This is a genomic window from Rhizobium phaseoli, from assembly GCF_010668805.1.
GTDB classification, from domain to species: Bacteria; Pseudomonadota; Alphaproteobacteria; order Rhizobiales; family Rhizobiaceae; genus Rhizobium; species Rhizobium phaseoli_A.
Genome location: NZ_WUFT01000003.1, coordinates 293,324 through 319,924, shown reverse-complemented (window position 1 = coordinate 319,924; position 26,601 = coordinate 293,324). Strand labels below are relative to the sequence as shown.

Here is a 26,601-nt window from a genome sequence, read left to right as displayed (position 1 = left end):
GATAAATGCGAACGCAGAGGAAGATCCGAGCGCATCGATTGAACCGATTGCGATATATCGTGGTCTTGAGACCGAAGCAGCGCGGGTAAAATTCTAGGCAGGCGCAGGGAAGCTGCAGGCGCGCCCTTGCGGAAACAGGACGATCGCAGTCAGGACCTCCAATGGAGGTCCTGACCTATGACTAAGCGATCATCGAAAAATCAGGCGACGTGCCTTGCCAGCGCGCAGCGCGACCAGAGAGAATGCAGCGCCTCGACCAGATGGACGATATCGGCATCCGAATGCAGCGGCGTCGGGGTGATGCGCAGCCGCTCGGTCTTCTTCGGCACGGTGGGATAGTTGATCGGCTGGACATAGACGCCGCAATTGTCGAGCAACAGGTCGGAAATCCACTTGCATTTGGCGGCATCGCCGACCAGCACCGGCACGATATGGCTCGGATTGGGCACATGCGGAATGCCGCTCTGATCGAGCAACATCCTGAGCTTGCGCACCCGGTCCTGATGGCGGGCGCGCTCGAACTGGCTGACCTTCAGGTGCTGGATCGAGGCGACGGCGCCGGCAGCAAGCGCCGGCGGCAGCGCCGTGGTGAAGATGAAGCCGGAGGCAAACGAGCGGATGAAATCGCAAAGTGCTGAAGACGCGGCGATATAGCCGCCCATCACCCCGAAAGCCTTGCCGAGCGTGCCCTCGATGACGGTCAGCCGGTCCATCAACCCCTCGCGCTCGGCAATGCCGCCGCCGCGCGGGCCGTACATGCCGACCGCATGCACTTCGTCGAGATAGGTCATCGCGCCGTATTTGTCGGCGAGGTCGCAGATTTCCTTGATCGGGGCGATATCGCCATCCATCGAATAGACGCTTTCGAAGGCGATCAGCTTCGGCGCCTTCGGATCGGCGGCCTTAAGCTTGGCTTCGAGATCGGCGACGTCATTGTGCTTCCAGATCACCTTGTCGCACTTGGCATGACGGATGCCTTCGATCATCGAAGCATGGTTCAGCGCGTCGGAGAAGATAATCAAGCCGGGGATCTTGGCGCCGAGCGTGCCGAGCGCTGCCCAGTTGGACACATAGCCCGATGTGAAGATCAGTGCCGATTCCTTGGCGTGCAGATCGGCAAGTTCACGCTCGAGCATGACGTGATAATGGGTGGTGCCAGAAATATTCCGGGTGCCTCCCGCACCCGCGCCACAGTGGTCGATGGCGTTTTTCATCGCCTCGATCACCTTCGGGTTCTGGCCCATGCCGAGATAGTCGTTGGAGCACCAGACCGTGACTTCCTTTTCGCCATCAGCGGTATGGCGCGTTGCGCGCGGGAAATTACCGCGGTGGCGCTCGAGATCGGCAAAAACGCGGTAGCGGCCCTCGGCATGAAGCCCGTCCAGCTCGTTTTTGAAAAACGCTTCGAAATCCATCATCTGCTCCAGTATCGCGCGGCCGTTCTTGCCGACCGGACGTCCGCGCGTCAATGCTTACACTTTGCTTTACCATCAACTGCGGCAAAAGGCCCAGTTTTTTGAATGATTCCAGATAAAAAATCTGCGTGTGTCGATCAAGGAAATTGATCAGGCAGACCGGTCGGAATCTGCCAATCGCCTAGAGCACGACGACATCCGCTACCGCAAAAAAATCGGCGCGGCAGTGGACAACCCTTTCTTCCGACATAGTTTTCGGTCTAGCCTGAGAAAAAATAATAGGGACGGCCTTTGCCCGCTGGGCAACAACCTCGGAGAAAAACATGAAGAAAGCTGTCATACTCGCATTGGTCGGCCTGTCGATCGCAAGCTGCACGCCGACCCAGCAGGGCGCCGGCATCGGCGCTGCATCGGGCGCCGTCATCGGCGGCGTCGTCACCGGTAATGTTCGTGGCGCGGCGGTCGGCGCCGCTATCGGCGGCGTCTCAGGCGCACTGATCGGCAGCGTCGCCGAACAGCCCGGCCAGTGCTACTATCGCGACCGCTACGGCCGCCGCTACATCGACACTTGCCCGCGCTGAGAACTGCGCGCAAATCGGCACATTCAGGAAATCCCGGACACACCTCCGGGATTTTTTGTACTAAATTAGCGCGCGGGCAATTTAAAATGGTACACCCCGCGCGTTTTTGTCGCTAAGCTGTTCACGGCTGGGCAACGAAGCTTCATTATTGACGTAACCAAAAGCGGCGTATGCGGATTAGAGGGACAGGCCCGAAAACAGGTACTGCGTATCGGCGAACAGGCACCATGATGGTGGTCGCAGCGGCAGCTGCGTTCTCACCGGTCCTGATCGGCGACGCTTACGCCTTCAAGCTTTTCGGCATGACCATCTTCGGCAAGGACGAGGACGAAGGTCAACAGGTGCCCGATCCGGTGCGCTATCATGTCGACCTCAAGGCCGACACCGCCGATCCCGACCTGAAAGAAGCGCTTGAGAATAGCTCCCGTCTTGTCGGTGACCAGAAGCAGCCGGTTTCCGGCGATCTCGGCGTCGTCGTCAAGGCCCGCGACGACCGTGAGCGGCTGATCGCCACCCTGTATGAAAAGGCCCGCTATGGCGGCGTGGTGACCATCACCATCGACGGCAAGAATATCGACGACCTGCCGCCCAATCCGACATTCGACCGATCGGCGCCCGTCCCGGTCACCGTCGACATTGCGCCGGGCCCGATCTTCAAGGTCAGGGAGGTCCAGTTCGGCGGCGATGCCGCAAGCCACAACCCCGCCGATTACGATCTTGCCCCGGGCGCTCAAGCCGGCTCGCTTGCCATCATCAAGGCCGGCGACAAGATCATCGAGCAGTTGAAGAGCGAGGGCCGGCCGTTTGCCAAGCTGACCGAACGCAAGGTCGTCGCCGACCACAGGAGCGACACCGTCGACATCGTTCTTGCGGCCGAAGGTGGCCCGGTCGCTCCGATCGGCGATGTCGGCGTCACCGGCGAAAAGACCGTCAAGCCAGGTTTCATCCAGCGTTATTCCCGGCTCGACAAGGGCGAAGCCTATTCCCCGGAAACGCTGAAAAAAGCCGGCGAGCGGCTTCGCGCCCTCGGCGTCTTTTCAAGCGTCACCATCCACGAAGGCGATGCGCTGGCGCCGGACGGCACGCTGCCGATGACGATCGAGGTTTCCGAAGGCAAGCAGCGCTATTTCGGCGTCGGCGCGCAATATTCCACCACCGACGGCTTCGGCATCCAGGGCTATTGGGGCCATCGCAACCTGTTCGGCGAAGCCGAAACGCTGCGGATCGAGGGATCGGTCTCGCGGCTTGGCGAAACCACCGATGTCGGCAACCTCGACTATTCCGCCGGTATTTTGTTTACCAAGCCCGGCGCCTTCTTCCCGGCCGCCACGCTGAAGGCCGGCATCGTTGCCAAGACAGAAAATCCGGATGCCTATAATGCAACGCTCGTAACCGCCTCGCTCGGCCTGTCCTACGAGCTCACCGACCGGGACACGATCTCGGGGAGCGGCGAGCTCAGCTGGGAACGCGACGACGACGCCTTCGGCACCAACGACTATCTGACCTTCACCCTGCCGCTGCAATATGACCGCGACGCACGCGACGACAAGTTCAACCCGACCGAAGGTTATCGCGCAACATTTTCGGCCAAACCCGGCTACGAGATCTTCAACGCCACGCCCTATGCGGCATTCCAGGGCTCGATCTCCGGCTATCTGCCGTTCGGCGCCGAGGACGGCGTGGTGCTGGCCGGCAAGGTCGCCGCCGGCGTGCTGATCGGCGGCGGCGGCATCGAGAACATTCCCGCCACGCAGCGCTTCTTTGCCGGCGGCGGCGGCTCGGTGCGCGGATACAGCTTTCAGGAAATCTCGCCCTATAACGATAATGGCGACCCCACCGGCGGCCGCTCCTATGTCACAGGTTCGCTGGAGGCCCGCATCAAGATCACCGATACGATCGGCATCGTGCCCTTCATCGATGTCGGCACGGTATCGGACAGCACCTTTCCCGGTTTTTCCGATATCCGCGCCGGCGCCGGCGCCGGCATACGATATGCGACGCCTTTCGGCCCGCTGCGGCTTGATTTTGCCATGCCGCTGAACAAGTACGAAGATGGCACAGATTATGGAATCTACGCCGGCATCGGCCAGTCCTTCTAGAATTGCCGATTCCGATTTGTGAGCCATTATGAAAACGGGGTAGTGTCCGCGCCGATGCAAACGCTGGCAAAAATCGTCAACTGGATCTTACGGCTCACCGCCTATGGCGTGGGCGTCACCTTGATTCTTGCCGTCCTGGCCCTTGCGATCTTCGGCTTCACCGCCTTTGGCGCCCGCATCGTCACCGAAAAGATAGCCTCAACGCTTTCCAACCGCGACATGACGATTACCGTGCGTGAACCGCAAGGCCTTTTGACCGGCGGGCTTCGCGCCGCCGAGATCTCGATTTCCGACACTAGGGGCGTGTTTGCGGAAATTCACGGCATCGCGATCGACTGGAACCCGCTGGCGCTGCTGACTGGAACCTTCCACGCCAAACGATTCGAGATCGAAACGATCGACGTGCTGCGCAAGCCGATACGCACCCTGCCCTCGCGGCCCGGAGCGGAAAATGCCGGCGGGTTCAGTCTTCCGATCAAGGTCGACATCGACCGCGTCGCGCTGCCCGACATCAAACTGGCCGAACCCTTTGCCGGGCGCGCTTTTGCGCTTGCCGCCGAAGGCAGTCTTTCGGCGAACGGCGATGGCGGCGAGGCGGTCGTCAATGTCAGCCGTCATGCCGTCCCGGATGCGCGGCTTGCCGCCGACATTGCCTATGCGCCGGCCGAAAACCGGCTGCGACTGAAGGCACAGCTGTCCGAACCGAAGGGCGGGCTGCTGGCCGGCTTTCTCGGCCTGCCGGATGATCCTGCCGTCAACATCGATCTCGACGGCCAGGGACCGATATCCGACTGGAAAGGCAAATTGCAGGCGGCCCTCGACGGACAGCAGCGCGCCGCAATCGAAGGCCGGCATCAGATCACAGCAGACGGGCTGCACCACCTCGACCTCAAGGGCGGCGGCGACCTGAGCTCGCTGCTTCCCTCGGCTTTCCGTCCGCTTTTTTCAGGCCAGACCAATATCGATCTTGCCACCACCTTCGATAACCACGGCAAGTTCGATATTCAGACCGGCAATATCGCCACCGGCAGCGTTGTCATCGCCGCCTCCGGCACGCTTGATCCGGCCGGCAACAATAGCCTGAACGCCAATCTGCTCGGCACCTCTGGGCCTGTCGATTTCCGTTGGCCGCTCGCCGAAGGCGAAGCACGTTTCCTGATATCAGGCCTCAACCTGGCCCTGACCGGCGATGCGCAGGCGGCCCGGTTGAATGTCAGCGGCTCGCTCGATACCGCAACCTTGCCCCAGGCCAATATCGGCAACGTCAAGCTGACGGCAAAGAGCGACGCCTTCAATCTCGCCGCCCGTTCCGGCAGCGTCCAGCTGCGCCTCGTTGCCGGCGACGCGAGTTTTGCAGAGCCGAACCTCAATCGCGCCGTCCAGGGCCCGGTCACGATCGCCTCGCCTCTGCAGATAACGCCAGGCAGCATCGGCTTCAACGGCACCACTGTCGAAAGCGCCAATATCAACGGCAGCCTCAACGGCTCCTATCGGCTGACCGACCAAGCGCTGACCGGCAACACCAAGCTCACCATCGCTCCGGCAGCCCTGCCGGCTGCGGTGACGGCCAGGTTCGACGGACCGATCTCACTCGAAAGCCAGGTGGTCGGCACCATCCCGTCGAAATTCGCGCTGTCCAACCTCGTGCTCAAATCCGGCACGCTCGAGGCCGCCGGCAACGTCGTGCTCGACGGCTCGATGCTGAACGCCGATCTCTCCGGCCGGCTGCCCGACGTTGGCAAACTGATCCCCGGCGCCATCGGCGGCGCGGCTTATGCGTTGAGAGTTGGCGGTGAGCTCCCCACAATCTCCGTGACTGCCAATCTCAAGGCCGCCAACCTTGAAATGGCCGACCGCGCGCTCGGCAATCTCAATATCGACCTGTCGGGTCTCGCCGATCCCAAGGCGCCGCAGGGCAGGATCGCCGCCACCGGCACGATCGACGGCCAGCCGATCAACCTCAACGCCGATATCAGCTCTGAGAACGGCCGGATGCGTATTCCGGCGCTGACCGCCGATATCGGCGGCAACCGGCTGTCCGGCAATCTGGAATTCTCCCCCGCCCTGGAGCCGACAGGCGCGCTGACCTTCGACTTCCCCAATATCGGCCTGCTCGCGGCCCTCGGCGGGCAGAAGGCCGAAGGTGATCTCAAGGGATCGCTTGGCGTCGCCAGCGACAATGGCAAGATCGCGCTCAAGCTGCGTGCATCAGGCGCATCGATCCGCCGTGATACGCTTGCGATCGTCAAGCCGGATATCGATGTCACGGTCAGCGATCTCTCCACTTTTGCGGCAAACGGCACGGTCAAGGCCGAGGAACTGAATGCCGGAGCAAACAAGCTCGCCGGCCTTGCGCTCGGTTTCACCAGGCAGGAGAACCAGACCGATTTCGATCTCAATGCCGCCTATGACGGCAACCCGGTGCTGGCCGCCGGCAATATCGAGATGGCGGATGGGGCGATCAACCTTAACCTTGACCGCTTTTCGGCAAGCCCCCGCAATATCCCGGTCGAACTTGCGGCACCGACGCAGGTCGCAATTGTCGGCGGCACCGCCAGCCTGACCGGGCTGACGCTGAAAACAGGCACCGGCTCGGTGAGCGTTACCGGTTCGGCCGGCGAGACGCTGAAGCTTGATGCCGACATTCGCGACCTGCCGGCGGCTCTCGCCAACGGTTTCGTGCCGAACCTTTCGGCCGGCGGCACGATCTCCGGAACGATTGCCGTGACCGGAACGCCGGCCGCACCCGTCGCCGACTTCAAGCTCGACTGGAAGGATGCGACGACCGGCCAGACCAAGGGAGCCGGGCTGGCGCCGCTCGGCATCACCGCCGGCGGCAAATTCGCCGATAACAAGCTTGATTTCGACACGACGGTCGGCGGCGGTGACGGCCTGTCCCTCACGGCCGCCGGCAATGTCGCACTCGCCGATCCTAAGGCACCGGTCCTGAACGTCGACGCCGATATTCTCAATCTGCCCGCCCGCATCGCCAATGGTTTTGTTCCCGATCTGGCCGCCGAAGGCGCGATTACCGGAAAGGTCTCGGCCTCTGGCTCTCTCGATGCGCCAACCGCCAATTTCGATCTCGATTGGAAAGGCGCTGCGACGAGCCAGACGAAACGCGCCGGTTTTGCCGATCTCGCGGTAAAGACTTCAGGAAAATTCGCCGACAGCAAACTCGACTTCGACGCAGCGATATCAGGCGCCGACAAGCTGTCGGTAAACGCAACCGGCAATCTTGCCGTGACAAGCACGACGATCGGCAACGTCAAGCTCGATGCCGCGCTGGCCAATGTTCCGGCAGCTATCGCCAATGGCTTCGTCGCCGATCTCGCCGCCGAAGGCATGATCTCCGGAAAGCTCTCGGCCGCAGGTTCGCTTGCAGCCCCGACCGTCAATTTCGACCTTGATTGGAAAGGTGCTGCCACGAGCCACACCAAGCATGCCGGCATTGCGGCCCTTGGCGTCACCGCATCCGGAAAATTCGCCGAAAACAAGCTGGATTTCAACGCGGCAGCAAACGGCGCCGACCGCCTGTCGATCAAGGCAAACGGCAATGTCGCTGTCACAGGCACCACGATCGGTGAGGTCAAAGTCGACGCCGCCCTGGCCAACGTCCCGGCCGGCATCGCCAACGGCTTCGTCGCCGATCTTGCGGCGGAAGGCGCCATTACCGGAACGGTCTCGGCCAGCGGATCCCTTTCCGCTCCGGCCGCCGATTTCGACCTCAATTGGAAAAATGCCGCAACGCGCCACACGAAACACGCTGGCCTCGCCGGCCTCGACGTGACTGCATCGGGAAAATTCGCCGAAAACAAGCTGGATTTCGATATGGCAGCAAGCGGCAATAATGGCCTGTCGCTGAAGGCCGCGGGCAATGTCGCGCTTGCCGGCACGGCGATCGACAGCATCAAGCTCGACGCCGCGATCGCCAAGGTTCCGGCCGCTCTCGCCAACGCCTTCGTTCCGGATCTCGCGGCGGACGGCACGATATCAGGCACGATATCCGCCGCCGGCAGCCCTGCGGCACCGAATGCCGATTTCAAGCTCGACTGGACCGATGCCGCAACGAGGCAGACGAAGAGCGCTCATCTCTCCGGCCTGGCGCTGACCGCATCGGGACACTTTGCCGACGACAAGCTCGATTTCGATGCCGACCTCGGCGGCAAGGACGGCCTCTCGCTGAAAGCCACCGGCAATGTCGCCATGGCGGGCACGTCGATCCGCAACCTCGACGTCAAGGCCGATCTTGCCAATCTGCCGGCAGCCCTTGCCAACGACTTCGTCCCCGGTCTCGCCGCTGAAGGAACGGTGTCGGGAACGGCATCCGCCTCCGGCGCGCTGCCCAAACCCGCCGTCGATTTCAAGCTCGACTGGAAGAACGCCGCAACCGCTCAGACCAGAAGCAGCGGTCTTTCCGGCTTGAGTGCCGCGGCATCCGGAAAATACGCCAATGACAGGGTCGACTTCGATGCCAACCTCGCCGGCAAGGACGGGGTGTTGGCCAAGGCGACAGGCGGCGTCACGATCGCCGGAACGGCAATCCGGGATCTTTCGGTCAACGCCGACATTCCGGCGCTGCCGGCCAATATCGCCAATGCCTTCGTTCCCGGTCTCGGCGCCGAAGGCACGCTTTCGGCAAGCGCCGTCACGTTGGGAACGCCGGCAAATCCGATCGTCGATTTCAAGCTCGACTGGAAGGATGCCGCGACCAGCCACACCAAGGCTGCCGGCCTCTCCCGTATGGCGCTGACGGCAACGGGAAAATACGCCCGTGACAAACTCGATTTCGATGCCGCCCTCAACGGCAGCGGCGGCATTGCGCTGAAAGCCGCCGGCAATCTCGCCATCGCAGGCACGACGATCCGGTCGATCGACGTCACGGCGAACGCCGCCGATGTTCCGGCTGCCATTGCCAACGGCTTTGTTCCAGGCCTTGCAGCCGAGGGCGCGGTCTCGGCGACGGTCAAGGCATCAGGCGCGCTATCGGCGCCCTCCGTCGATTTCAAGGTCGACTGGAAGAACGCCGCGACGAGCCAGACAAAAGGCGCCGGCCTCTCGCCATTCACCATCGGCGCATCCGGCAAACTTGCCGGAAACAGACTGACGGTCGACACCAGCCTTGCCGGCGACGCCGGCATGTCGCTGAAGGGTGGCGGCAGTGTTGTGATCACAGGCAATCGCGCCATCGACATGCGCTTCAACGGCAATCTTCCTTTCGCCGTGCTCGGCGCGCCGCTGGCGCAGCAGGGCCTCGTCGCCGATGGCGTCGCCACCGTCAACCTGCAGGTTGGCGGAACGGCCGCAGCCCCCGTCATCAACGGCACTGTCTCGACATCAGGCGCGAAGCTTGTCGACGTGCGGCGCAATCTCGCCGTCAACAATCTGACCGCAACCGTGACCTTCAATGGCAGCCAAGCCGTGATATCGCGCCTCAGCGGCAATCTTGGCGGCGGCGGCACGATTTCGGCAAGCGGCACCATCGGCATCCAGCCGGCCGGTGGCTTTCCCGCCGACATTTCGATCAAACTCGACAAGGCGGTCTATGTCGATGGAACGCTTGTCGTCTCGACAGTCAACGGCACGATCGCCCTGCGCGGGCCGATTATGAATGCGACTTTGAGCGGCAAGCTTCGCCTGGACAAGACCTCGATCACCGTCCCGGAAAAATTGCCGACCTCGCTCAGTCAGATCGACATCCGCCATAAGAATGCGCCGCGGGCAGTACTTGCGCAACTGCGCGACGACGGCGAACGGAAACCCGGCGAAAAATCCTCGACGATCACCCTCGATCTCGAAATCGACGCGCCCTCGCATATTTTCGTGCGCGGCCGCGGCATCGATGCCGAGCTCGGCGGCCGTGTGACGATCAGCGGAACGGCGGCAGCGCCCATCGTGACCGGCGGATTCACCATGCGCCGCGGTCGCTTGACCATTCTCAACCGCCGCCTGGATTTCACCGACAAAAGCCGGATCACTTTTGCCGGCGACCTGACGCCGGCCCTTGATATGGAAGCGACCTCGGCTTCCGGTTCGACGACGCTGACCGTCGACGTCGCCGGCCTTGCCACCGACCCGGCGATCACCTTTTCCTCCTCGCCCCAACTGCCGCAGGACGAGGTTCTGGCACAGCTGATCTTTGGCCAGTCGATGTCGAAGCTCTCGCCGGTGCAGATCGCCCAGCTCGCCGACGCCGTCAGCCAACTGGCCGGCAACCGCTCCAACTCGCTTTTCGAAGGCCTGCGTAACCAACTCGGCGTCGACGATCTCGACATCAGCACCGATTCCAAGGGCCAGACCAGCGTCAGCGTCGGGCGCTATCTCAACGACCGCACCTATTTCGAACTGCAGCAGGGCGGAGCGGCCGGCGCCAAGGCAATCATCAACCTCGATGTCGGCCGCGGCGTTAAACTGCGGGGTGCTGCCGGCGGCAACGGTGCGGGCGAAGCGGGCATCGTCTACGAACGGGAATATTGAGCCGGCTTAAAAACCCATCTTGCTGGTCTTAAGCAGAATAGTGCTCTCGGTCGAGTTGATGCCGTTGATCAGCCGGATGCGTCGCAGCGTCTCGTCGAATGACGCAAGGTCGCGATCTTCGAGTTCGGCGACGAAATCCCATTTGCCGTTGGTGCTGTGAAGCGCGCGCACTTGCGGCAGACCCCGCAACTGATCGGCCACCCTATCGGCGAGCTTGCCGAGCACCTCAATCATGACGATGGCGCGCACCCCAGCCGACCGGGTCTCATGACCGGTGCGGATGGTGAAGCCGACAATGGTGCCCCCGGCGACCAGCCGGTCGATCCGGGCGGCAACCGTTGCCCGCGATGCGCCGGTCATCGCCGCAAGCGAAGAGACGGAAATCCGGGCATTGTGGCGAAGTGCACTCAGGAGCTCAGTATCGAGATCGTCCACGCTGATCACTTTGTCAAAATAGATTTATCAACCTGCGCAATCATACTCCATTTCTTACATTTTTCCATCTTTTTGCCGCCAGCCCTTTAACCCAATATCGGCCGAAACCGGCCTCAACATGGAGCCCCTTAGATGAATGCCCAATCACAATCTGTCACCCTCATCGGCGCGCCGCTGGAAGAAGGCTCCGGCCGCAGAGGCGCTGCCATGGGGCCTGCGGCGCTGCGCATTGCCGGCGTTGACCAGACACTGATCGAGCTTGGCCATGACGTCGCCGACATCGGCGATCTGAGGATTGTGCCGGCAATGGACCTGCCGAATCATCCGAAGGCCCATAATCTCAGGATCGTCGGCGCCTTCACGCGGGCTCTCGAAAGCAGCGTCCACGACGTGGCCGCCTCCGGCCGTTTTCCGCTGATCCTCGGCGGCGACCATAGCCTTTCCATGGGCACCGTCTCCGGCATGGCTCGTTACGCCGCCAGCAAAGGCCGGCCGCTCTTCGTGCTTTGGCTCGATGCCCACACCGATTTCAATTCCCCGACCACCTCGCCCTCCGGCAATATTCACGGCATGCCCGTCGCCTTCTTCTGCGGCGAGGCGGAGTTTGCCGAAATTCTTCCTAGGGATCGTCCGTTCGTCGACCCGAAGAATGTCTTCCAGGTCGGCATCCGCTCGGTCGATGCGCGCGAACGCGAGGAAATCCACGAACATGGCGTCAACGTTTTCGATATGCGCGCCATCGACGAGCAGGGCATCGGCGCCATCATGCGAGAGATCGTCAGTATCGTCGCCAAGGCGAACGGCCTGTTGCATGTCAGCCTCGACCTCGATTTCCTCGACCCCGAAATCGCCCCCGGCGTCGGCACGACAGTGCCTGGCGGCGCGACCTTTCGCGAGGCGCATCTGGTGATGGAAATGCTGTCCGACAGCGGCCTCGTTTCGTCGCTCGATCTCGTTGAACTCAATCCGTTTCTCGACGATCGCGGCAAGAGCGCCCGCATTCTGGTGGAGCTGACGGCAAGCCTCTTCGGCCGCCGCATCTTCGATCGCCCAACCCGTGCCGCATAGACGGCCCACGCCGCATAAAGGGAGAACGGCCATGAACACTTCGGAAAAACTGATCGCCACGGAACAGCGGCTCGGCGCCCACAACTACAAGCCGCTCGACGTCGTGCTGACGCGCGGCGAAGGGGTTTATGTCTGGGATACCGACGGCAATCGTTATCTCGATTGCCTCTCGGCCTATTCCGCCGTCAACCAGGGCCATTGCCATCCGAAGATCCTCGCCGCCATGGTCGAGCAGGCGGGCAGGCTGACACTCACCTCCCGCGCCTTCCGCAACGACCAGCTCGCCTATCTCTACGAAGAACTCGCGGCCCTCACCGGCTCGCATAAGATCCTGCCGATGAATTCCGGCGCCGAGGCGGTGGAAACCGCCATCAAGGCGGTGCGCAAATGGGGATACGAGGTCAAGGGCGTACCGGAAGGCAAGGCGGAGATCATCGTCTGCGCCGATAATTTCCATGGCCGGACGCTGAGCATCATCAGCTTCTCCACCGATCCCGACGCCCGCACCGGCTTCGGCCCCTACACCGCCGGTTTCCGCATCATTCCCTTCGGCGATGCCGAGGCTTTCGCCGCCGCCATCAACGGCAATACGGTGGCCGCCCTGATCGAGCCGATCCAGGGGGAAGCTGGCGTCGTCATCCCGCCGGCCGGTTATTTCACCCGCATCCGCGGGCTCTGCACTGATAACAACGTCACCCTCATTCTCGACGAGATTCAGACCGGCCTCGGCCGCACCGGCAAGCTGCTGGCCGAGGAACACGAAGGCATCGAGGCCGATGTGACGCTGATCGGCAAGGCGCTGTCCGGCGGCTTCTATCCCGTCTCGGCCGTGCTTTCCAATTCCGAGGTTCTAGGTGTGCTCAAGCCCGGCCAGCACGGCTCGACCTTCGGCGGCAATCCGCTCGCCTGCGCGGTGGCGCGCACCGCCCTGAAGGTGCTGACGGAAGAGGGCATGATCGAGAACGCCGCTGAGATGGGCGACTATTTCCTCGAAGGCCTCAGATCGATCCGTTCGAACATCGTCAGGGACGTGCGCGGCCGCGGCCTGATGATGGCCGTCGAACTGGAACCCGAAGCCGGCGGCGCACGGCAATATTGCCATGCGCTGAAGGAGCGCGGCCTTCTCGCCAAGGATACCCACGACCATACGATCCGCCTCGCCCCGCCCTTGATCATATCAAGAGAGCAGGTGGATTGGGCGGTCTCGCAGATTGAAAAGACGATCACCTGAGCCGGATCGTCGAGTTGTTCGGCGCCGGCCACGCATTTGCGGGTCGCCGGCTTCCGCCCGAGGCAGAAAACCTTTGCCATCTGGCCTGCCAATTTAGATTTGGGCAACACTCTTCCGTTAATGTCGTCAGTAACCGTAACGATGCTTCGCGAAAAGCAATGTCATCGCGTGGTGTGAAGGCAAAGCTCGTCCGTGCCAATGGTGGCGCGCCTGCTTCTGCCCTGGCTTACGACAGTTGGGAAGAATTCTATGGCCACGATCAATTCCACTAGCTTCAGCGGCGATACGCTCGAGATCATTGCCTTCCGCCTGCATGATCAGGAATTCTGCGTCAAGACCACGACCATCCGCGAAATCCGCGGCTGGGCGCCGTCGACGCCGATCCCGCATGCGCCGGCCGATGTCATCGGCGTCATGAACCTGCGCGGCTCGGTGATCCCGATCATCGACCTCGCCTACAAGCTCGGCATGAAGAGCACCGTTGCCAACGAGCGCAGCGCCATTGTCGTCGCCGAAGTTCACAGCATGGTTATCGGCATGCTCGTCGACCGCGTCTCGGATATTCTCACCATCTCGTCCAGCCAGGTCCAGCCGGTGCCTGAGGTGACCGCGTCCTTCGACCGCGCCTATTGCGAAGGCATCATCGCTTCAGAAAATGGCATGATCTGCTTCCTGAACCTCGCCAAGATGTTCAAGGAAAACGAGACGGACGAACTGGCGGCCTGATCCGCTTAAACGATTCAACTATAAAAAACCGCCCACTTCGGGCGGTTTTTTATTGCAGTATTACACGTTGGACTTCAGTCGAATGTCACTTCTTTCAACTTTAAGCAATATAAGCAATATCTTTTATACGCAATTTTAACCACACTCCCTCAGCATGGTGATGCATACGGATGAAGTCTCCGGCGCAGAGGGAGTGGTACCGGCTACCGGTTCTTCCCGGCCCCGCATACCTCGTCCGCCCCCTCGCTTCTCCGGCCGAAACAGCAAAAGCTGTGCATCTCAAAGGGACAGGAATGTTTGGTCTAACCTCCGATTCGAAATACATTCTTGACGCCATCTCCAAATCGCAGGCGATCATCGAATTCGATCTCAAGGGAAATATTCTCACGGCGAATGAGAATTTCTGCAACGCGCTTGGTTACCGCCTGAACGAGATCGTCGGCAAACATCACAGCATGTTTTGCGAGCCGGCCTATACAGCGACGCCCGAATATCGCGCTTTCTGGGCGCGGCTTGGACGCGGCGAATATGATGCCGGCGCTTATAAGCGCCTTGCCAAGGGCAACAGGGAGATATGGATCCAGGCTTCCTATAACCCTGTTTCCAGGGGCGGAAAGCCATACAAGGTGGTGAAGTTTGCCGCCGATATCACCGCCGCGAAGAAGCAGGCGGTCGAGGATTCCGGCAAGCTTGAAGCGATCTCGCGCTCGCAGGCGGTGATCGAATTCACCCCGAAGGGCGAGATCCTGACCGCCAATGAGAATTTCTGTCAGGCCATGGGATATTCCCTGGCCGAAATCATCGGCAAACATCACAGCATCTTCTGCGACCCGGCATATACCCGCACCGAGGATTACAGCAGCTTCTGGCGACGTCTCGCCGACGGCGAATTCATCGCCAACGAGTTCGTCCGCTTCGGCAAGGGCGGCCGCGAAATCTGGATTCAGGCAGCTTATAACCCGATCGTCGATGCCGACGGCAAGATCTACAAGGTGGTGAAGTTCGCAACCGACGTCACCCAGCGGATGAGCGCGATATCCCTGCTCGGCGGCGCGCTGCGTCAGCTTTCCGAAGGCGATCTGACGAGGACGGTGGATACGCCCTTTGTCCCCTCGATGGAGCAATTGCGCCAGGATTTCAACACCGCCGTCACCGGCCTTGCCGAGACGATGAAAACGATCGGCGCGAATGCCACTGCGATCGCCGCCGGCTCGAACGAGATCGGCGGATCGGCCGACTCCTTTTCCAAGCGGACGGAACAGCAGGCCGCATCGATCGAGGAGACCGCAGCCGCGCTGGAGGAGATCACCACCACCGTCAACGATTCCAGCCGCCGCGCCGATGAGGCAGGCCGCCTCGTCGCCGTGACCAAGCAGGGTGCCGAGCAGTCGGGCGTTGTGGTCCGCAACGCCGTTGCCGCCATGGGCCAGATCGAGCAATCCTCGCGCGAAATCACCAACATCATCGGCGTTATCGACGATATCGCCTTTCAGACCAACCTTCTGGCGCTGAATGCCGGCGTCGAGGCAGCCCGTGCCGGCGAGGCCGGCAAGGGCTTCGCCGTGGTGGCACAGGAGGTCCGCGAACTCGCCCAGCGCTCTGCCAAAGCCGCCAAGGAGATCAAGGCGCTGATCAATACGTCGAGCGACCTCGTCAAGAACGGCGTCGGCCTCGTCGGCCAGACCGGCAAGGCGCTCGAGGAGATCGTCACACAGGTCGGCGATATCAACGGCAACGTCGTCGCCATCGTCGAAGCCTCAAAGGAACAGGCAACCGGCCTCAAGGAAATCAACCAGGCGGTCAATACGCTGGACCAGGCAACCCAGCAGAATGCCGCCATGGTCGAGGAAAGCACCGCCGCCAGCCATAACCTGGCAAACGAAGCCGAAATGCTGCGGCTCCTGCTGGCCAGGTTCCGGCTGCCCGGTCAGACCCGGATACAGGCCCAGCAGACTGCCGGCAGGTTAGACGCGAGACAGCCAAGCTCGCCGGCGCTGCATCTGGTTTCGCGTGTTGCAAAAGCACATGGCGGTACTGCCGCACAGAGCTGGGAAGAGTTTTGATGTCAGTCTTCCGGCACATCGCCATTATACGGTGCCGCCACACGGCGGCACTTTGATCATACGGCACGGCATACGCGGTAAAGAACGCCGCAGGAGGCCGATGCGCAGGCAGGTGCCCCTGCCCCCGTCCTGCATGAGCCGATCAACACTACCGGGCCTGGTTTGCTTCCGGCGCGGGCTTTCGGATCAAGGGAGCGGCCTGCAGCACCAGTGCATCCAGGCCGTTCTCAGGGTTCTCCAGGATTTCGAACAATTGCCGCCGCATGCGCGGCTCCCAGAATTTGTTGATATGGGTGGCGACGCCCTCGACGGCTTCGCTTGCCGGCTGGCTCTTGAAAAAGGTGGCGATCTGGTTTGCCATGTAAACCAGCTTGGTCTTGGTATCATGCGACATCGGCAATGCTTCCGGGCGAGATGCGGTGCGGGTGGGTGAAAATCTCGAAATCCTCGCCGCGCACCAGAGCGACGAGCGTCATGCCGGCCTCTTCGGCCGTGCGGATGGCAAGCGCCGTCGGTGCGGATATGGCGATGAGCACGGGAGAACCAAGGATCGCCGCCTTCTGCACCATCTCGACCGAGAGCCGGCTGGTTACGGCGACGGCGCCGTTCCGGCCGTTTTCGCCGGCGTCGATGACGGCGCCGCAGAGCTTGTCGAGCGCATTGTGCCGGCCGACATCTTCCCGCACAGCAACCAATCCCTTGGCCGGGAGATAGAAGCCGGCGCCGTGTACCGCCCGGGTCTCCCGATGCAGCGGCTGTGCCTCGTTCAGCAGCGAAACGGCGCGTACGATATCGGCATGCGACAGCGTCAGCGGCGATGCCGAGACATCCGGCACCGGCCGCACCGCCTGCTCGATCGATTCGATGCCGCAGAGCCCGCAGCCGACCGGGCCGGCCATGCTGCGGCGTCGTGCTCGCAGGCGATCCGCGACGTCGTCGACAAGGCTCACCTGCACATCGATCCCCTGCTCGCCTTCGACGATCTCGATGGCCGCTATCTCGGCGCGTTCGGTGATAATCCCTTCGGTCAGACTGAAACCGACGGCGAAATCCTCGAGATCATCGGGCGTCGCCATCATCACCGCATGCGAGCTGCCGCCATAGGAAAAGGCAATCGGCACTTCTTCCGGCACGATGCGAGAGCCGGAGTGCATGAGGCCGTTGCGGCGGGCGGTTTCGGGAGCACGGGCGGTGGTTTGGAAGGTCATGATGCAAATCCCTCCTTGCCAAACCACCCCCGCATCGTCACTCGGCCGCCTCGAGCTTGCTGGCGATGCGGCGCGATTGCCGCGCCTGCTCGTCATATTCGCGCTGCCATTCGCTCGGCCCGTTGGAAGGCGAGACCTGCACCGCCGTCACCTTGTACTCAGGGCAGTTCGTCGCCCAGTCGGAGAAATCGGTGGTGATGACGTTCGCCTGCGTATTGGGATGATGGAAGGTCGTATAGACCACACCCGGCGCAACACGATCGGTAATCAGGGATCTCAGCGTGGTGTCGCCGGAGCGGCTGCCGAGCTTTACCCAGTCGCCGTCGCGAATGCCGCGCTGCTCGGCATCGTGCGGATGGATCTCCAGCCGGTCTTCGGCGTGCCAGACGACATTTTCGGTGCGCCGCGTCTGCGCCCCGACATTGTACTGGCTGAGAGTGCGGCCGGTGGTGAGCAGCAGCGGGAAGCGCGGGCCGGTGCGCTCGTCGGTCGCGACATATTCGGTGCGGATGAATTTGCCCTTGCCGCGCACGAAGCCGTCGACATGCATGATCGGCGAGCCGAGCGGGTTCTTCTCGTTGCAGGGCCACTGCACCGAGCCGATCTTGTCGAGATAGTCGTAGGAGACCATCGCAAAGCTTGGCGTCGTCACGGCGATCTCGTCCATGATCTCCGACGGATGGGTGTAATTCCAGTTGAGCCCCATCGCCTGGGCAAGCTTTTGCGTCACCTCCCAGTCGCCATAGCCGTTGCGCGGCGACATCACCTTGCGCACGCGGTTGATGCGGCGCTCAGCATTGGTGAAGGTGCCGTCTTTCTCGAGGAAGGTCGAGCCCGGCAGGAAGACATGGGCGTAATTGGCAGTCTCGTTGAGGAACAGGTCCTGCACGACGACGCATTCCATCGCCGCAAGCCCGGCTGCGACATGTTTGGTATCCGGATCGGACTGGAGAATGTCCTCGCCCTGAACGTAGAGGCCCTTGAAGGAGCCGTCGACCGCCGCATCCAGCATGTTCGGAATGCGCAGGCCCGGCTCGTCGTTGAGCTTCACGCCCCAGAGCTTTTCGAAGATATCACGCGTCGCATCGTCGGAAATATGCCGGTAGCCCGGCAGTTCGTGCGGGAACGAGCCCATATCGCAGGAGCCCTGCACGTTGTTCTGGCCGCGCAGCGGGTTCACGCCGACACCGGGACGGCCGATATTGCCGGTCGCCATCGCCAGATTGGCGATGGCGATAACCGTGGTCGAGCCCTGGCTGTGTTCGGTGACGCCGAGACCGTAATAGATCGCGCCATTGCCGCCCTTGGCAAAGAGCCTTGCCGCGCCACGCAGATCCGCCGCCGGCACGCCGGTGAAGATCTCGGTCTGTTCGGGGCTGTACTGCGGTTCGGCGACGAAACCGGCCCAGTCCTCGAACTCCGACCAGTCGCAGCGCTCACGGATGAACGTCTCGTCGAAGAGCCCTTCGGTGACGATCACATGCGCCAGCGCCGTCATGACAGCGACATTGGTGCCAGGCTTCAGCGGCAGGTGGTAGGAGGCTTCGATATGCGGCGACCGGACGATATCGGTGCGGCGCGGATCGATGACAATCAGCTTGGCGCCCTGGCGCAACCGCTTCTTCAGCCGCGAGCCGAACACCGGATGGCCGTCGGTCGGATTGGCACCGATGATGACGACGACATCAGATTGCTCGACACTGTCGAAATTCTGCGTGCCGGCCGACGTGCCGAATGTCTGACCGAGACCGTAACCGGTCGGCGAATGGCAGACACGGGCGCAGGTATCGACATTATTGTTGCCGAAGCCGGCGCGGATCAGCTTCTGCACCAGATAGGTCTCTTCATTGGTGCAGCGTGAAGAGGTGATACCGCCGATCGCCTCGCGGCCGTATTGATACTGGATGCGGCGGAACTCCGACGCCACATGCGCGAAGGCTTCGTCCCAGCTGACCTCCCGCCAGGGATCGCTGACCTTTTCGCGGATCATCGGGTTGAGGATCCGGTCCTTATGGGTGGAATAGCCGTAAGCGAAGCGGCCCTTGACGCAGGAATGGCCGCGATTGGCCTGGCCGTCCTTCCACGGCACCATGCGCACCAGTTCCTCGCCGCGCATTTCCGCCTTGAAGGAGCAGCCGACGCCGCAATAGGCGCAGGTGGTGACGGCCGAATGTTCCGGCTGGCCGATCTCTATCACCGACTTTTCCGTCAGCGTCGCCGTCGGGCAGGCCTGGACGCAGGCGCCGCAGGAGACGCATTCGGATTCGATGAAATTCTCGTGCATGCCGGGGGACACGCGCGAACCGAAACCGCGCCCCTCGATCGTCAGCGCGAAGGTGCCCTGCACTTCCTCGCAGGCGCGCACGCAGCGCGAACAGACGATGCACTTGGAGGGATCATAGGTGAAATAGGGGTTGGACTCGTCCTTCGGCATCCATTTCAGATTGATGTCGCCATTGCTGCGCGCCTTGACGTGGTTGTCGCCCTCGTAGCCGTAGCGCACATCGCGCAGGCCGACGGCACCCGCCATGTCCTGCAATTCGCAATCGCCGTTGGCAGCACAGGTCAGACAGTCGAGCGGATGGTCGGAAATATAGAGTTCCATCACGCCGCGGCGGATATCCTTCAGCCGACCTGTCTGCGTATGCACCACCATGTTTGCCGCCACCGGCGTCGTGCAGGAGGCAGGTGTGCCGTTGCGTCCCTCGATCTCGACGAGGCAGAGCCGGCAGGAACCGAAAGCGTCGACCATATCGGTGGCACAGAGCTTCGGCACCTTGATGCCGGCCTCCATCGAGGCCCGCATGATGGAGGTACCTTCCGGCACATTGATCTGCTGCCCGTCGATAGTGAGCGTCACCATCGCCTCGGACTTCGAAGCCGGAGTGCCGTAGTCGATTTCATGGATGAGCGACATGGTCGGCCCCCTGTACGGAAGTGGAAATGCGCGATGCAGGAAAGAGTGTAGGTGCGACGTCTGATGTCATCACTCAGCCGCCTCCACCATCGGCGCCGGCGAAAAATCCTCGGGGAAATGCGTCATCGCACTCACGACGGGATAAGGCGTGAAACCGCCGAGCGCACAGAGCGAACCGAACTTCATCGTGTTGCAGAGGTCGGCAAGCAGCGCCCTGTTCTTCTCCGGCTCGATACCTTGGGCGATCTTGTCGGCCGTCTCGACGCCGCGTGTCGAGCCGATGCGGCAGGGCGTGCACTTGCCGCAGCTTTCGACGGCGCAGAATTCCATGGCGAAACGCGCCTGCTTCAGCATATCGGCGCTGTCGTCGAAGACGACGATACCGGCATGGCCGATCAGCCCGTCCTTGGCGGCGAAGGATTCATAATCGAACGGCGTGTCGAACAGCGCCCGCGGGAAATAGGCGCCAAGCGGCCCGCCGACCTGCACGGCCTTGACCGGTCGCCCTGTCGCCGTGCCGCCGCCGATCGCGTCGACGATATCTCCGAGCGAAAGGCCGAAGGCCGTTTCATAAAGCCCGCCATATCTGACATTGCCGGCGATCTGCAGCGGAATGGTGCCACGCGAGCGGCCCATGCCGAAATCGCGATAGAATGCGGCACCCTTTTCCATGATCACCGGCACGGACGCGAGCGAGATCACGTTGTTGATGACGGTCGGACAGTTAAACAGCCCCTGATGCGCCGGCAGCGGCGGCTTGGCGCGCACAACGCCGCGCTTGCCTTCGAGACTGTTCAGCAGCGCCGTCTCCTCGCCGCAGACATAGGCGCCGGCGCCGGTGCGCACCTCGATATCGAAGGCACGACCGGAGCCGAGCACCGACAGGCCGAGAATACCGGCCTGGCGCGCAATGCCGACAGCCTCGCTCATCACCGCGATCGCATGCGGATATTCCGACCGCGTGTAGACGTAGCCTTTCGTCGCTCCCGTGGCGAGGCCTGCGATCGCCATACCCTCGATCAGCACGAAGGGATCACCCTCCATGATCATCCGGTCGGCAAACGTGCCGCTGTCGCCCTCATCGGCATTGCAGACGATATATTTGCGTTCGCCGGCGGCGTCGAGAACGGTCTTCCACTTGATGCCTGTGGGAAAGCCTGCGCCGCCGCGTCCGCGCAGGCCGGAATCGGTGACTTCCTTGACGACCTCGGCGGGTGACATCGAAACGGCGCGGCGAAGACCGGCAAGACCGCCATGCGCCTCGTAATCGGCGAGCGACAGCGGATCGGTCACGCCGCAGCGGGCAAAGGTCAGGCGGGTCTGTCCTTTGAGGAACGGGAGGTCTTCAACCTCCCCGAGACAGAGCGGGTGATCGCCACCATCAGCCATCCCGGCATCGAACAGGCCAGGCACATCCCTCGCCTTCACCGGCCCGTAGCCGATCCGCTTGCCGGCGACCTCGATCTCGACCAGCGGCTCCAGCCAGAACATTCCGCGCGAGCCGTTGCGCACGATCTCTGCATCGAAGCCGCGGGCGGCGATCTCCTGGGCAATCGCCTTTGCCACCTTTTCGGCCCCGAGCGCCAGCGCTGCGGCATCGCGCGGAACATAAATCCTGACTGTCATCGGCGTGCCTCCGCGACAAGTTCCGCAGCCATCTGATCGTCGATCCGGCCATAGACTTCGCCATCGAGCATCGCCGCCGGCGCGCAGGCGCAGAGCCCGAGACAGTAGACCGGCTCCAGCGTCACGGCGCCATCAAGCGTTGTCTGATGGAAATCGATGCCGAGCAGCGTCTTGAGGCGTTCGGCCAGCGCATCGCCACCCATCGACTGACAGGCTTCGGCACGACAGAGCTTCAGCACATGCCGGCCGGTGGGATGATCGCGATAATCGTGGTAAAAAGTCATCACGCCATGCACCTCGGCGCGGGAGAGGTTCAATTCCTCCGCAATCACAGGCAGGGCTTCCGACGGCACATAGCCGAATTCTTCCTGAACCTGGTGCAGAATGGGAAGCAGCGGCCCTTCGAGAAAGCGCAGATCGGCTATGATGGAACGGGTGCGCGTTGTGATATCGCCCTCGGCGATATGAATGGTCATAAGGCAGCTCTCCCAGCGGCTAGAGCATTTCCGTTTTTCTTCGAGTCACGAAAATGCTCTATCTCTTTGTTTTTATGCAATTCCAAACGCAAAACCGCTTCACACTTTTGCTGGAATTGCTCTAGAGCATGACGCCGAAAAGTGTGAGCGGTTTTCGGACGACATCATGCTCTAACCCTTTAATTTAGAAGAGGATTCAGATTTTAGGCCGATCCGGCCTAAAATCATCCTGTTCTAGCGCGTTGCGGAATGGGCGCGCTCCCCCAACGCTATTCCGCAAGCAACATCTCAGGGAAGCCGCCGGCAATCAATAAAGCTATCTCGTGGATCGATAGGTTTTTTCTATCAGAGTTCCTCATCCTGTACGAGCACCCGCGCTTCGTGCAGCAAGGCCGATACGAGCGGCGTAAACGGCTCGCGATAAGGCGCGACAAGCCCGACCAGATGATGCGCCTCCGGCTCGATAATCGGAATCATCCGGATTTCCACTGGAAATCCAAAGGATTTCGCGACGTTGCGCGGCATGATGCTCGCCCAGCGCCCGGTCCGGACATGCGAGAACAGCACGATCATCGAGTTGGATTCGAGCGTCGGATGCACCGTGGCGCCGGCTTCCGTCAGGTGCCGGTTGATAATGCGGCGGTTCTGCATGTCGGCCGTCAATAGACAAAGCCGAAGATCGCCAACCTCGCGCCAGGTCACGTTGTCGCGATCAGACAAGGGGCTGCCTGCAGCCGTGATCAGATTATAGCGCTCGGCATAAAGCGGAACGGTGGTGACTCGGCCGAGCGGCTCGTTTTCGAGATAGGTGATGCCGGCATCGATTTCGAGATTCTCGAGCATGCTCAGCACCTGCAGCGAATTGCGCGAGACGATCGAGAAGGTCACGCCGGGGTGCCGTTCTTGAAAAGGCGTGGTGATACGCGACAGCATGGCGAGCGCGGTCGGAATGGCGGCAAGGCGAATATGGCCGGAAAGGCCGCGGCGCGCGGCGCGCATCTCCTCGCGCATGGTGCGGGCATCGCCGACGATGCGACGGGCCCATTCCAACACGCGCTGCCCTTCCGGCGTCAGCCCCTGGAATCGCGAGCCGCGCTGCACCAGCATGACACCCAATTGATCCTCGAGCTGCCGGATAGCCGCAGATAGCGTCGGCTGCGAGATCCCGCATTCCTCGGCGGCGCGGCCGAAGTGCTTTTCATTGGCAAGGGCGATGAAGAATTCCAGCTTGTCGATCATCCGGTCTCCCGCGACATTTCGCGTCCGGCCTCATCTTCGACATAGCAGGCACACTCCGCAAGGGTGGGTGCTGATGCATGTCGCCCAAAACCGGGCAGCGGCTTTGGCACGACATGCATAAAACAAAAAAAAGCCCGTCGCATGAAGCAAGTTCTATGCGACGCGCTTTAGCAGTTTTCTGCAGCCGGAAATAGATCGAAGAGCGATTCGAGGAAGCCAAGCACGCTGACATTGCCGATGCTGTAATAAACCAGCCTGCCCTGACGGCGTGTATTGACTAGGCCTTCGAGCCTCAAACGCGCAAGCTGCTGCGAGACCATCGCCTGCTGAATACCGAGAATATTTTCGATTTCACCGACCGTCCGCTCCTCTTTCGCCAGTATGCAGAGGATCAGAAGTCGGGTGTGATGCGCCAAAGCTTTCAGCAGATCGCTCGCTTCATGGGCTTTTCCAGCGAGTTTATGCAACTCCTCGCCGGTCATACCCGGCTCCGGTTTAGGCAACGGCATTCGATATCTCGGAAGGAGGCGGTGAGGTAGATCAGCACAATAGCATATTCGCAAAAGCGAATTGGTCAATAGTGATGAAATGCCAAAAAAGATCCAAGTAAATCAGCAGATAAGCTGTCCGCCATTGATCTCGATCACCTGGCCGGTGATGTATCCGGAGAGCGAGGGAGCCGCCAGGAACAGGTAGGCGGGAGCGCAATCCTCCGCCGTGCCGAGCCGCTGCAGGGGGATGGATTTCCTCGTCTGCTCCAGCTTTTCTCTGGAGGAATAGCGCTCGTGGAAATCCGTCTCGATCGTTCCCGGCGAGACGCAGTTGACGCGGATGCCATCCGGGGCAAGCTCGCGGGCAAGCGCTTTGGAATAGGTCGCAACAAAGGCTTTCGAGGCCGAATAGATCGAGGAGCCGGGACTGCCGCCGGTCAGCGCCGAAATCGACACGGTGTTGACGATGGCAGCGCCGTCGGCCGCCTTCAATGCCGGCAGCAAAGCCCGCGTCAGCATCACCACCGATGTCTGGTTGAGACGTATGACCGCCTCATATTCTGCGTCGGTCAGCGTGTCAGCGGGAAACCGGCCAAGCATGGTGCCGGCATTGTTGACGAGCACATGCACCCTGTCGAAGAAAGCCAGAACCTGTTCGGCAAATTGCGCCGCCCCGCCGGCGGCGGAGAAATCGGCATGCAACAGCAGCGCCCGTCTTTCTGATTCAGCCGTCAGCAGGAAATCCGGCAGATCCCGTCCCGGCTTGCGCCCGGTATGGACGATCACCTTCGCGCCGCAGTCCAGAAACTGCCGAGCGACTTCGAGGCCAATGCCGCGGCCGGCGCCGGTGACGACGACATTGCGATTTTCGAACAGTCTGGGATGAAACACGAAGCCGTCCTCCTCGCGGACAGTGCCGCCGGTTGCGTCACTCGCCCTTAACATATGAGCGCGGCAATCGAAAGAAAGGCAGGCATCGATCTTTCCGGGAGGACCCAGCCTCCCCAGGAGTTAGCTTTCGGCCTCCAGAAGCCGCGCACCCGGCCCTTCCTGGCCGAGCCGGTCGCAGGGATTGCGCAACGGACAGCTTTCGATCGACAGGCAACCGCAGCCGATGCAGCCGGTCAATCGGTCTCGCAACAGGCTGAGCCGGCTGATTCGCACATCGAGATCATCCTTCCAGCGCGCTGACAGCGTCTGCCAGTCGGCGACCGTCGGCGTGCGTCCCTGCGGCAGGGACCTGAACGCTGCCTGGATTTCCGCAAGTGGAATGCCGACACGCTGCGCCACCTTGATGATGCCGAGACGGCGAAGCACATCGCGCCCATAACGCCGCTGGTTGCCGCGGGAGCGGATGCTCGAGATCAGTCCTTTGGTCTCGTAAAAATGCAGCGCCGAGACGGCAAGGCCGCTGCGCTCCGCCACTTCACCGACCGTCAGGAGCCTGCCGAGCGGCGTTGCAGGAATCGTACCCATCGTCTCTTGACCTCAATATTGGTTGAGGTTTTATACCGTTTGCTCCGGCAGCCGTAAAGCCCGATCGGTGGCTCGCCACCGATCGGGGCCTCTATGCCGATATCGCTGCCTGAGGCAGAGAGCTGCGGTCCGTTCCCGGCAGGTACGGGCCCACCAGGGGAACACCCGAACGGAAGTCCCTCGGGTGTTCCCCTCAAGGTGCCTTCCGACCGGGTGGACGGGTTTGCAATTTTGCGGTTGCGGGAAGAAAAACCCGATGATAGTTTCAGCCGAAATAACAGGGGAGCTCCGTATCGCCGGGGCTGAGATGTGAGGCGCCAAGCCTCTGGACCCTTCAAAGCTGATCTGGGTAATGCCAGCGGAGCGAGGTTCAGATGTTCTCAGGCGCACAAGTGTCACTCTATCCGATGTCCGGCAATTTCGTCGGAATCATCCTCGATGCCATCAAGGCGCTCGATCCCTATCGCGATAGGCTGCGCATCGAGACCGACGACATCTCCACCCTGCTGGTCGGCCCGCCTGATATCCTTTTCGCCGCTATGCGCGATCTTTTCGTCGCCGCCGCCAATACCGGCGAGCACTGCGTGCTGTCCGCCGCGGTCTCACGTGGCTGCCCGGGCGAGCCCGACGATGCCATCTGCGGCGTCAACCCTTCCGCCGGCCGGGCGGAGCCGCTTGCCGACCGGATTGCAGCAGCGCTTGCCGCCGTTGAAACCACCACGAAGACCGGACAGCCGGCAGCCGCGCAATTCTCGCTCTACGTCATGGGAACCGGCAGCCATATGGACGAGATCTATGGCTGCATCGATTTCTTGAAGCGCTCCGGCACCTTCGACCGCGCCAAGAATTTCTGCACCCGGCTGCGGGGCGATGCGGGCGCTGTCTTTGCGACCATTCATGAGACCTTCTATCGCTTCGGCAACCCGGAGGGACACGTGACGCTCGACATCACCGTCTCCGCCAATACAGTGCCGCGCGTCTTGGCAGACGCGCAAGGGACGCTGTAACACTTCAAATTGCTGCATGATCGACCCCTAAATCGATTCCGATTTAAGGAATGATGCAGTGCCCGA

Annotated in this window: 19 protein-coding genes and 1 riboswitch; of the genes, 8 read left to right on the top strand and 11 right to left on the bottom strand. The window is 61.7% G+C overall.

Annotated features, from left to right (window positions below; translation table 11 throughout):
• Positions 1 to 200: 200 nt before the first annotated feature.
• Complete coding sequence (gene hemA / locus GR197_RS06615; RefSeq protein ID WP_164007985.1) at positions 201 to 1,415, bottom strand: 5-aminolevulinate synthase; 1,215 nt, start codon at positions 1,413 to 1,415, stop codon at positions 201 to 203.
• A 323-nt stretch (positions 1,416 to 1,738) separates the two neighbouring features.
• On the opposite strand from hemA, the gene GR197_RS06610 reads away from it, so the two are divergent.
• The 3 genes from GR197_RS06610 to GR197_RS06600 all read left to right on the top strand — a co-directional run bounded on the left by GR197_RS06610 (position 1,739) and on the right by GR197_RS06600 (position 10,572).
• Positions 1,739 to 1,996, top strand: coding sequence for a YMGG-like glycine zipper-containing protein (locus GR197_RS06610; protein ID WP_164007771.1), 258 nt, complete (start codon positions 1,739 to 1,741; stop codon positions 1,994 to 1,996).
• 170 nt (positions 1,997 to 2,166) lie between these two features.
• Positions 2,167 to 4,095 (top strand): autotransporter assembly complex protein TamA, encoded by a 1,929-nt coding sequence (locus tag GR197_RS06605; RefSeq protein ID WP_204330086.1) that lies wholly within the window; start codon positions 2,167 to 2,169, stop codon positions 4,093 to 4,095.
• 54 nt (positions 4,096 to 4,149) lie between these two features.
• Positions 4,150 to 10,572 carry a translocation/assembly module TamB domain-containing protein gene (locus GR197_RS06600; protein ID WP_164007981.1) on the top strand — a complete coding sequence of 2,141 codons (6,423 nt, stop codon included), beginning with the start codon at positions 4,150 to 4,152 and terminating at the stop codon, positions 10,570 to 10,572.
• Between the two features lie 6 nt (positions 10,573 to 10,578).
• On the opposite strand, the gene GR197_RS06595 is transcribed toward GR197_RS06600, so the two are convergent.
• Positions 10,579 to 11,016, bottom strand: a complete 438-nt coding sequence (locus GR197_RS06595; RefSeq protein ID WP_348643245.1) for an Lrp/AsnC family transcriptional regulator — start codon at positions 11,014 to 11,016, stop codon at positions 10,579 to 10,581.
• Positions 11,017 to 11,139: 123 nt separating this feature from the next.
• Between GR197_RS06595 and rocF the strand changes: the two genes are divergently transcribed.
• The 4 genes from rocF to GR197_RS06575 all read left to right on the top strand — a co-directional run bounded on the left by rocF (position 11,140) and on the right by GR197_RS06575 (position 16,095).
• Positions 11,140 to 12,075 (top strand): arginase, encoded by a 936-nt coding sequence (rocF, locus tag GR197_RS06590; RefSeq protein WP_164007768.1) that lies wholly within the window; start codon positions 11,140 to 11,142, stop codon positions 12,073 to 12,075.
• Positions 12,076 to 12,106: 31 nt separating this feature from the next.
• Positions 12,107 to 13,306 (top strand): ornithine--oxo-acid transaminase, encoded by a 1,200-nt coding sequence (gene rocD, locus GR197_RS06585; RefSeq protein ID WP_164007766.1) that lies wholly within the window; start codon positions 12,107 to 12,109, stop codon positions 13,304 to 13,306.
• A 249-nt stretch (positions 13,307 to 13,555) separates the two neighbouring features.
• Positions 13,556 to 14,032: a chemotaxis protein CheW gene (locus GR197_RS06580; RefSeq protein WP_007632607.1), complete on the top strand. Its 477-nt coding sequence runs from the start codon at positions 13,556 to 13,558 to the stop codon at positions 14,030 to 14,032.
• A gap of 293 nt (positions 14,033 to 14,325) precedes the next feature.
• Entirely contained in the window at positions 14,326 to 16,095 is a 1,770-nt protein-coding gene (locus GR197_RS06575; RefSeq protein WP_164007764.1) for a methyl-accepting chemotaxis protein, read from the top strand.
• A 148-nt stretch (positions 16,096 to 16,243) separates the two neighbouring features.
• Here the strand turns inward: GR197_RS06575 and GR197_RS06570 are convergent, their stop codons facing one another.
• The 9 genes from GR197_RS06570 to soxR all read right to left on the bottom strand — a co-directional run bounded on the left by GR197_RS06570 (position 16,244) and on the right by soxR (position 25,528).
• A complete protein-coding gene (locus tag GR197_RS06570) occupies positions 16,244 to 16,489 on the bottom strand; it encodes a formate dehydrogenase subunit delta (protein ID WP_164007762.1) in 246 nt (81 codons plus the stop codon).
• Positions 16,479 to 17,303, bottom strand: a complete 825-nt coding sequence (gene fdhD / locus GR197_RS06565) for a formate dehydrogenase accessory sulfurtransferase FdhD (protein ID WP_164007760.1) — start codon at positions 17,301 to 17,303, stop codon at positions 16,479 to 16,481. Before fdhD ends, GR197_RS06570 begins: the two co-directional genes overlap by 11 nt.
• 37 nt (positions 17,304 to 17,340) lie before the next feature.
• Positions 17,341 to 20,220, bottom strand: coding sequence for a formate dehydrogenase subunit alpha (fdhF, locus tag GR197_RS06560; RefSeq protein WP_164007758.1), 2,880 nt, complete (start codon positions 20,218 to 20,220; stop codon positions 17,341 to 17,343).
• A 69-nt stretch (positions 20,221 to 20,289) separates the two neighbouring features.
• A complete protein-coding gene (locus tag GR197_RS06555; RefSeq protein WP_164007756.1) occupies positions 20,290 to 21,846 on the bottom strand; it encodes a formate dehydrogenase beta subunit in 1,557 nt (518 codons plus the stop codon).
• Entirely contained in the window at positions 21,843 to 22,322 is a 480-nt protein-coding gene (locus GR197_RS06550; protein ID WP_164007754.1) for a formate dehydrogenase subunit gamma, read from the bottom strand. The genes GR197_RS06555 and GR197_RS06550 overlap by 4 nt, the downstream gene beginning before the upstream one ends.
• Positions 22,323 to 22,667: 345 nt before the next feature.
• A complete protein-coding gene (locus tag GR197_RS06545) occupies positions 22,668 to 23,561 on the bottom strand; it encodes a LysR family transcriptional regulator (RefSeq protein WP_164007753.1) in 894 nt (297 codons plus the stop codon).
• 167 nt (positions 23,562 to 23,728) lie between these two features.
• Positions 23,729 to 24,070 carry an ArsR/SmtB family transcription factor gene (locus GR197_RS06540; protein WP_164007751.1) on the bottom strand — a complete coding sequence of 114 codons (342 nt, stop codon included), beginning with the start codon at positions 24,068 to 24,070 and terminating at the stop codon, positions 23,729 to 23,731.
• Between the two features lie 102 nt (positions 24,071 to 24,172).
• On the bottom strand, positions 24,173 to 24,943 hold the full coding sequence (locus tag GR197_RS06535) for an SDR family oxidoreductase (protein ID WP_164007749.1): 771 nt from the start codon (positions 24,941 to 24,943) through the stop codon (positions 24,173 to 24,175).
• Between the two features lie 120 nt (positions 24,944 to 25,063).
• A complete protein-coding gene (soxR, locus tag GR197_RS06530) occupies positions 25,064 to 25,528 on the bottom strand; it encodes a redox-sensitive transcriptional activator SoxR (protein ID WP_164007747.1) in 465 nt (154 codons plus the stop codon).
• A 269-nt stretch (positions 25,529 to 25,797) separates the two neighbouring features.
• Positions 25,798 to 25,912: riboswitch (TPP riboswitch) on the top strand.
• Here soxR and GR197_RS06525 point away from each other — a divergent pair.
• Entirely contained in the window at positions 25,903 to 26,535 is a 633-nt protein-coding gene (locus GR197_RS06525) for a YkoF family thiamine/hydroxymethylpyrimidine-binding protein (RefSeq protein WP_164007745.1), read from the top strand. (Overlaps the previous riboswitch by 10 nt.)
• The last annotated feature ends 66 nt before the right edge of the window (positions 26,536 to 26,601 follow it).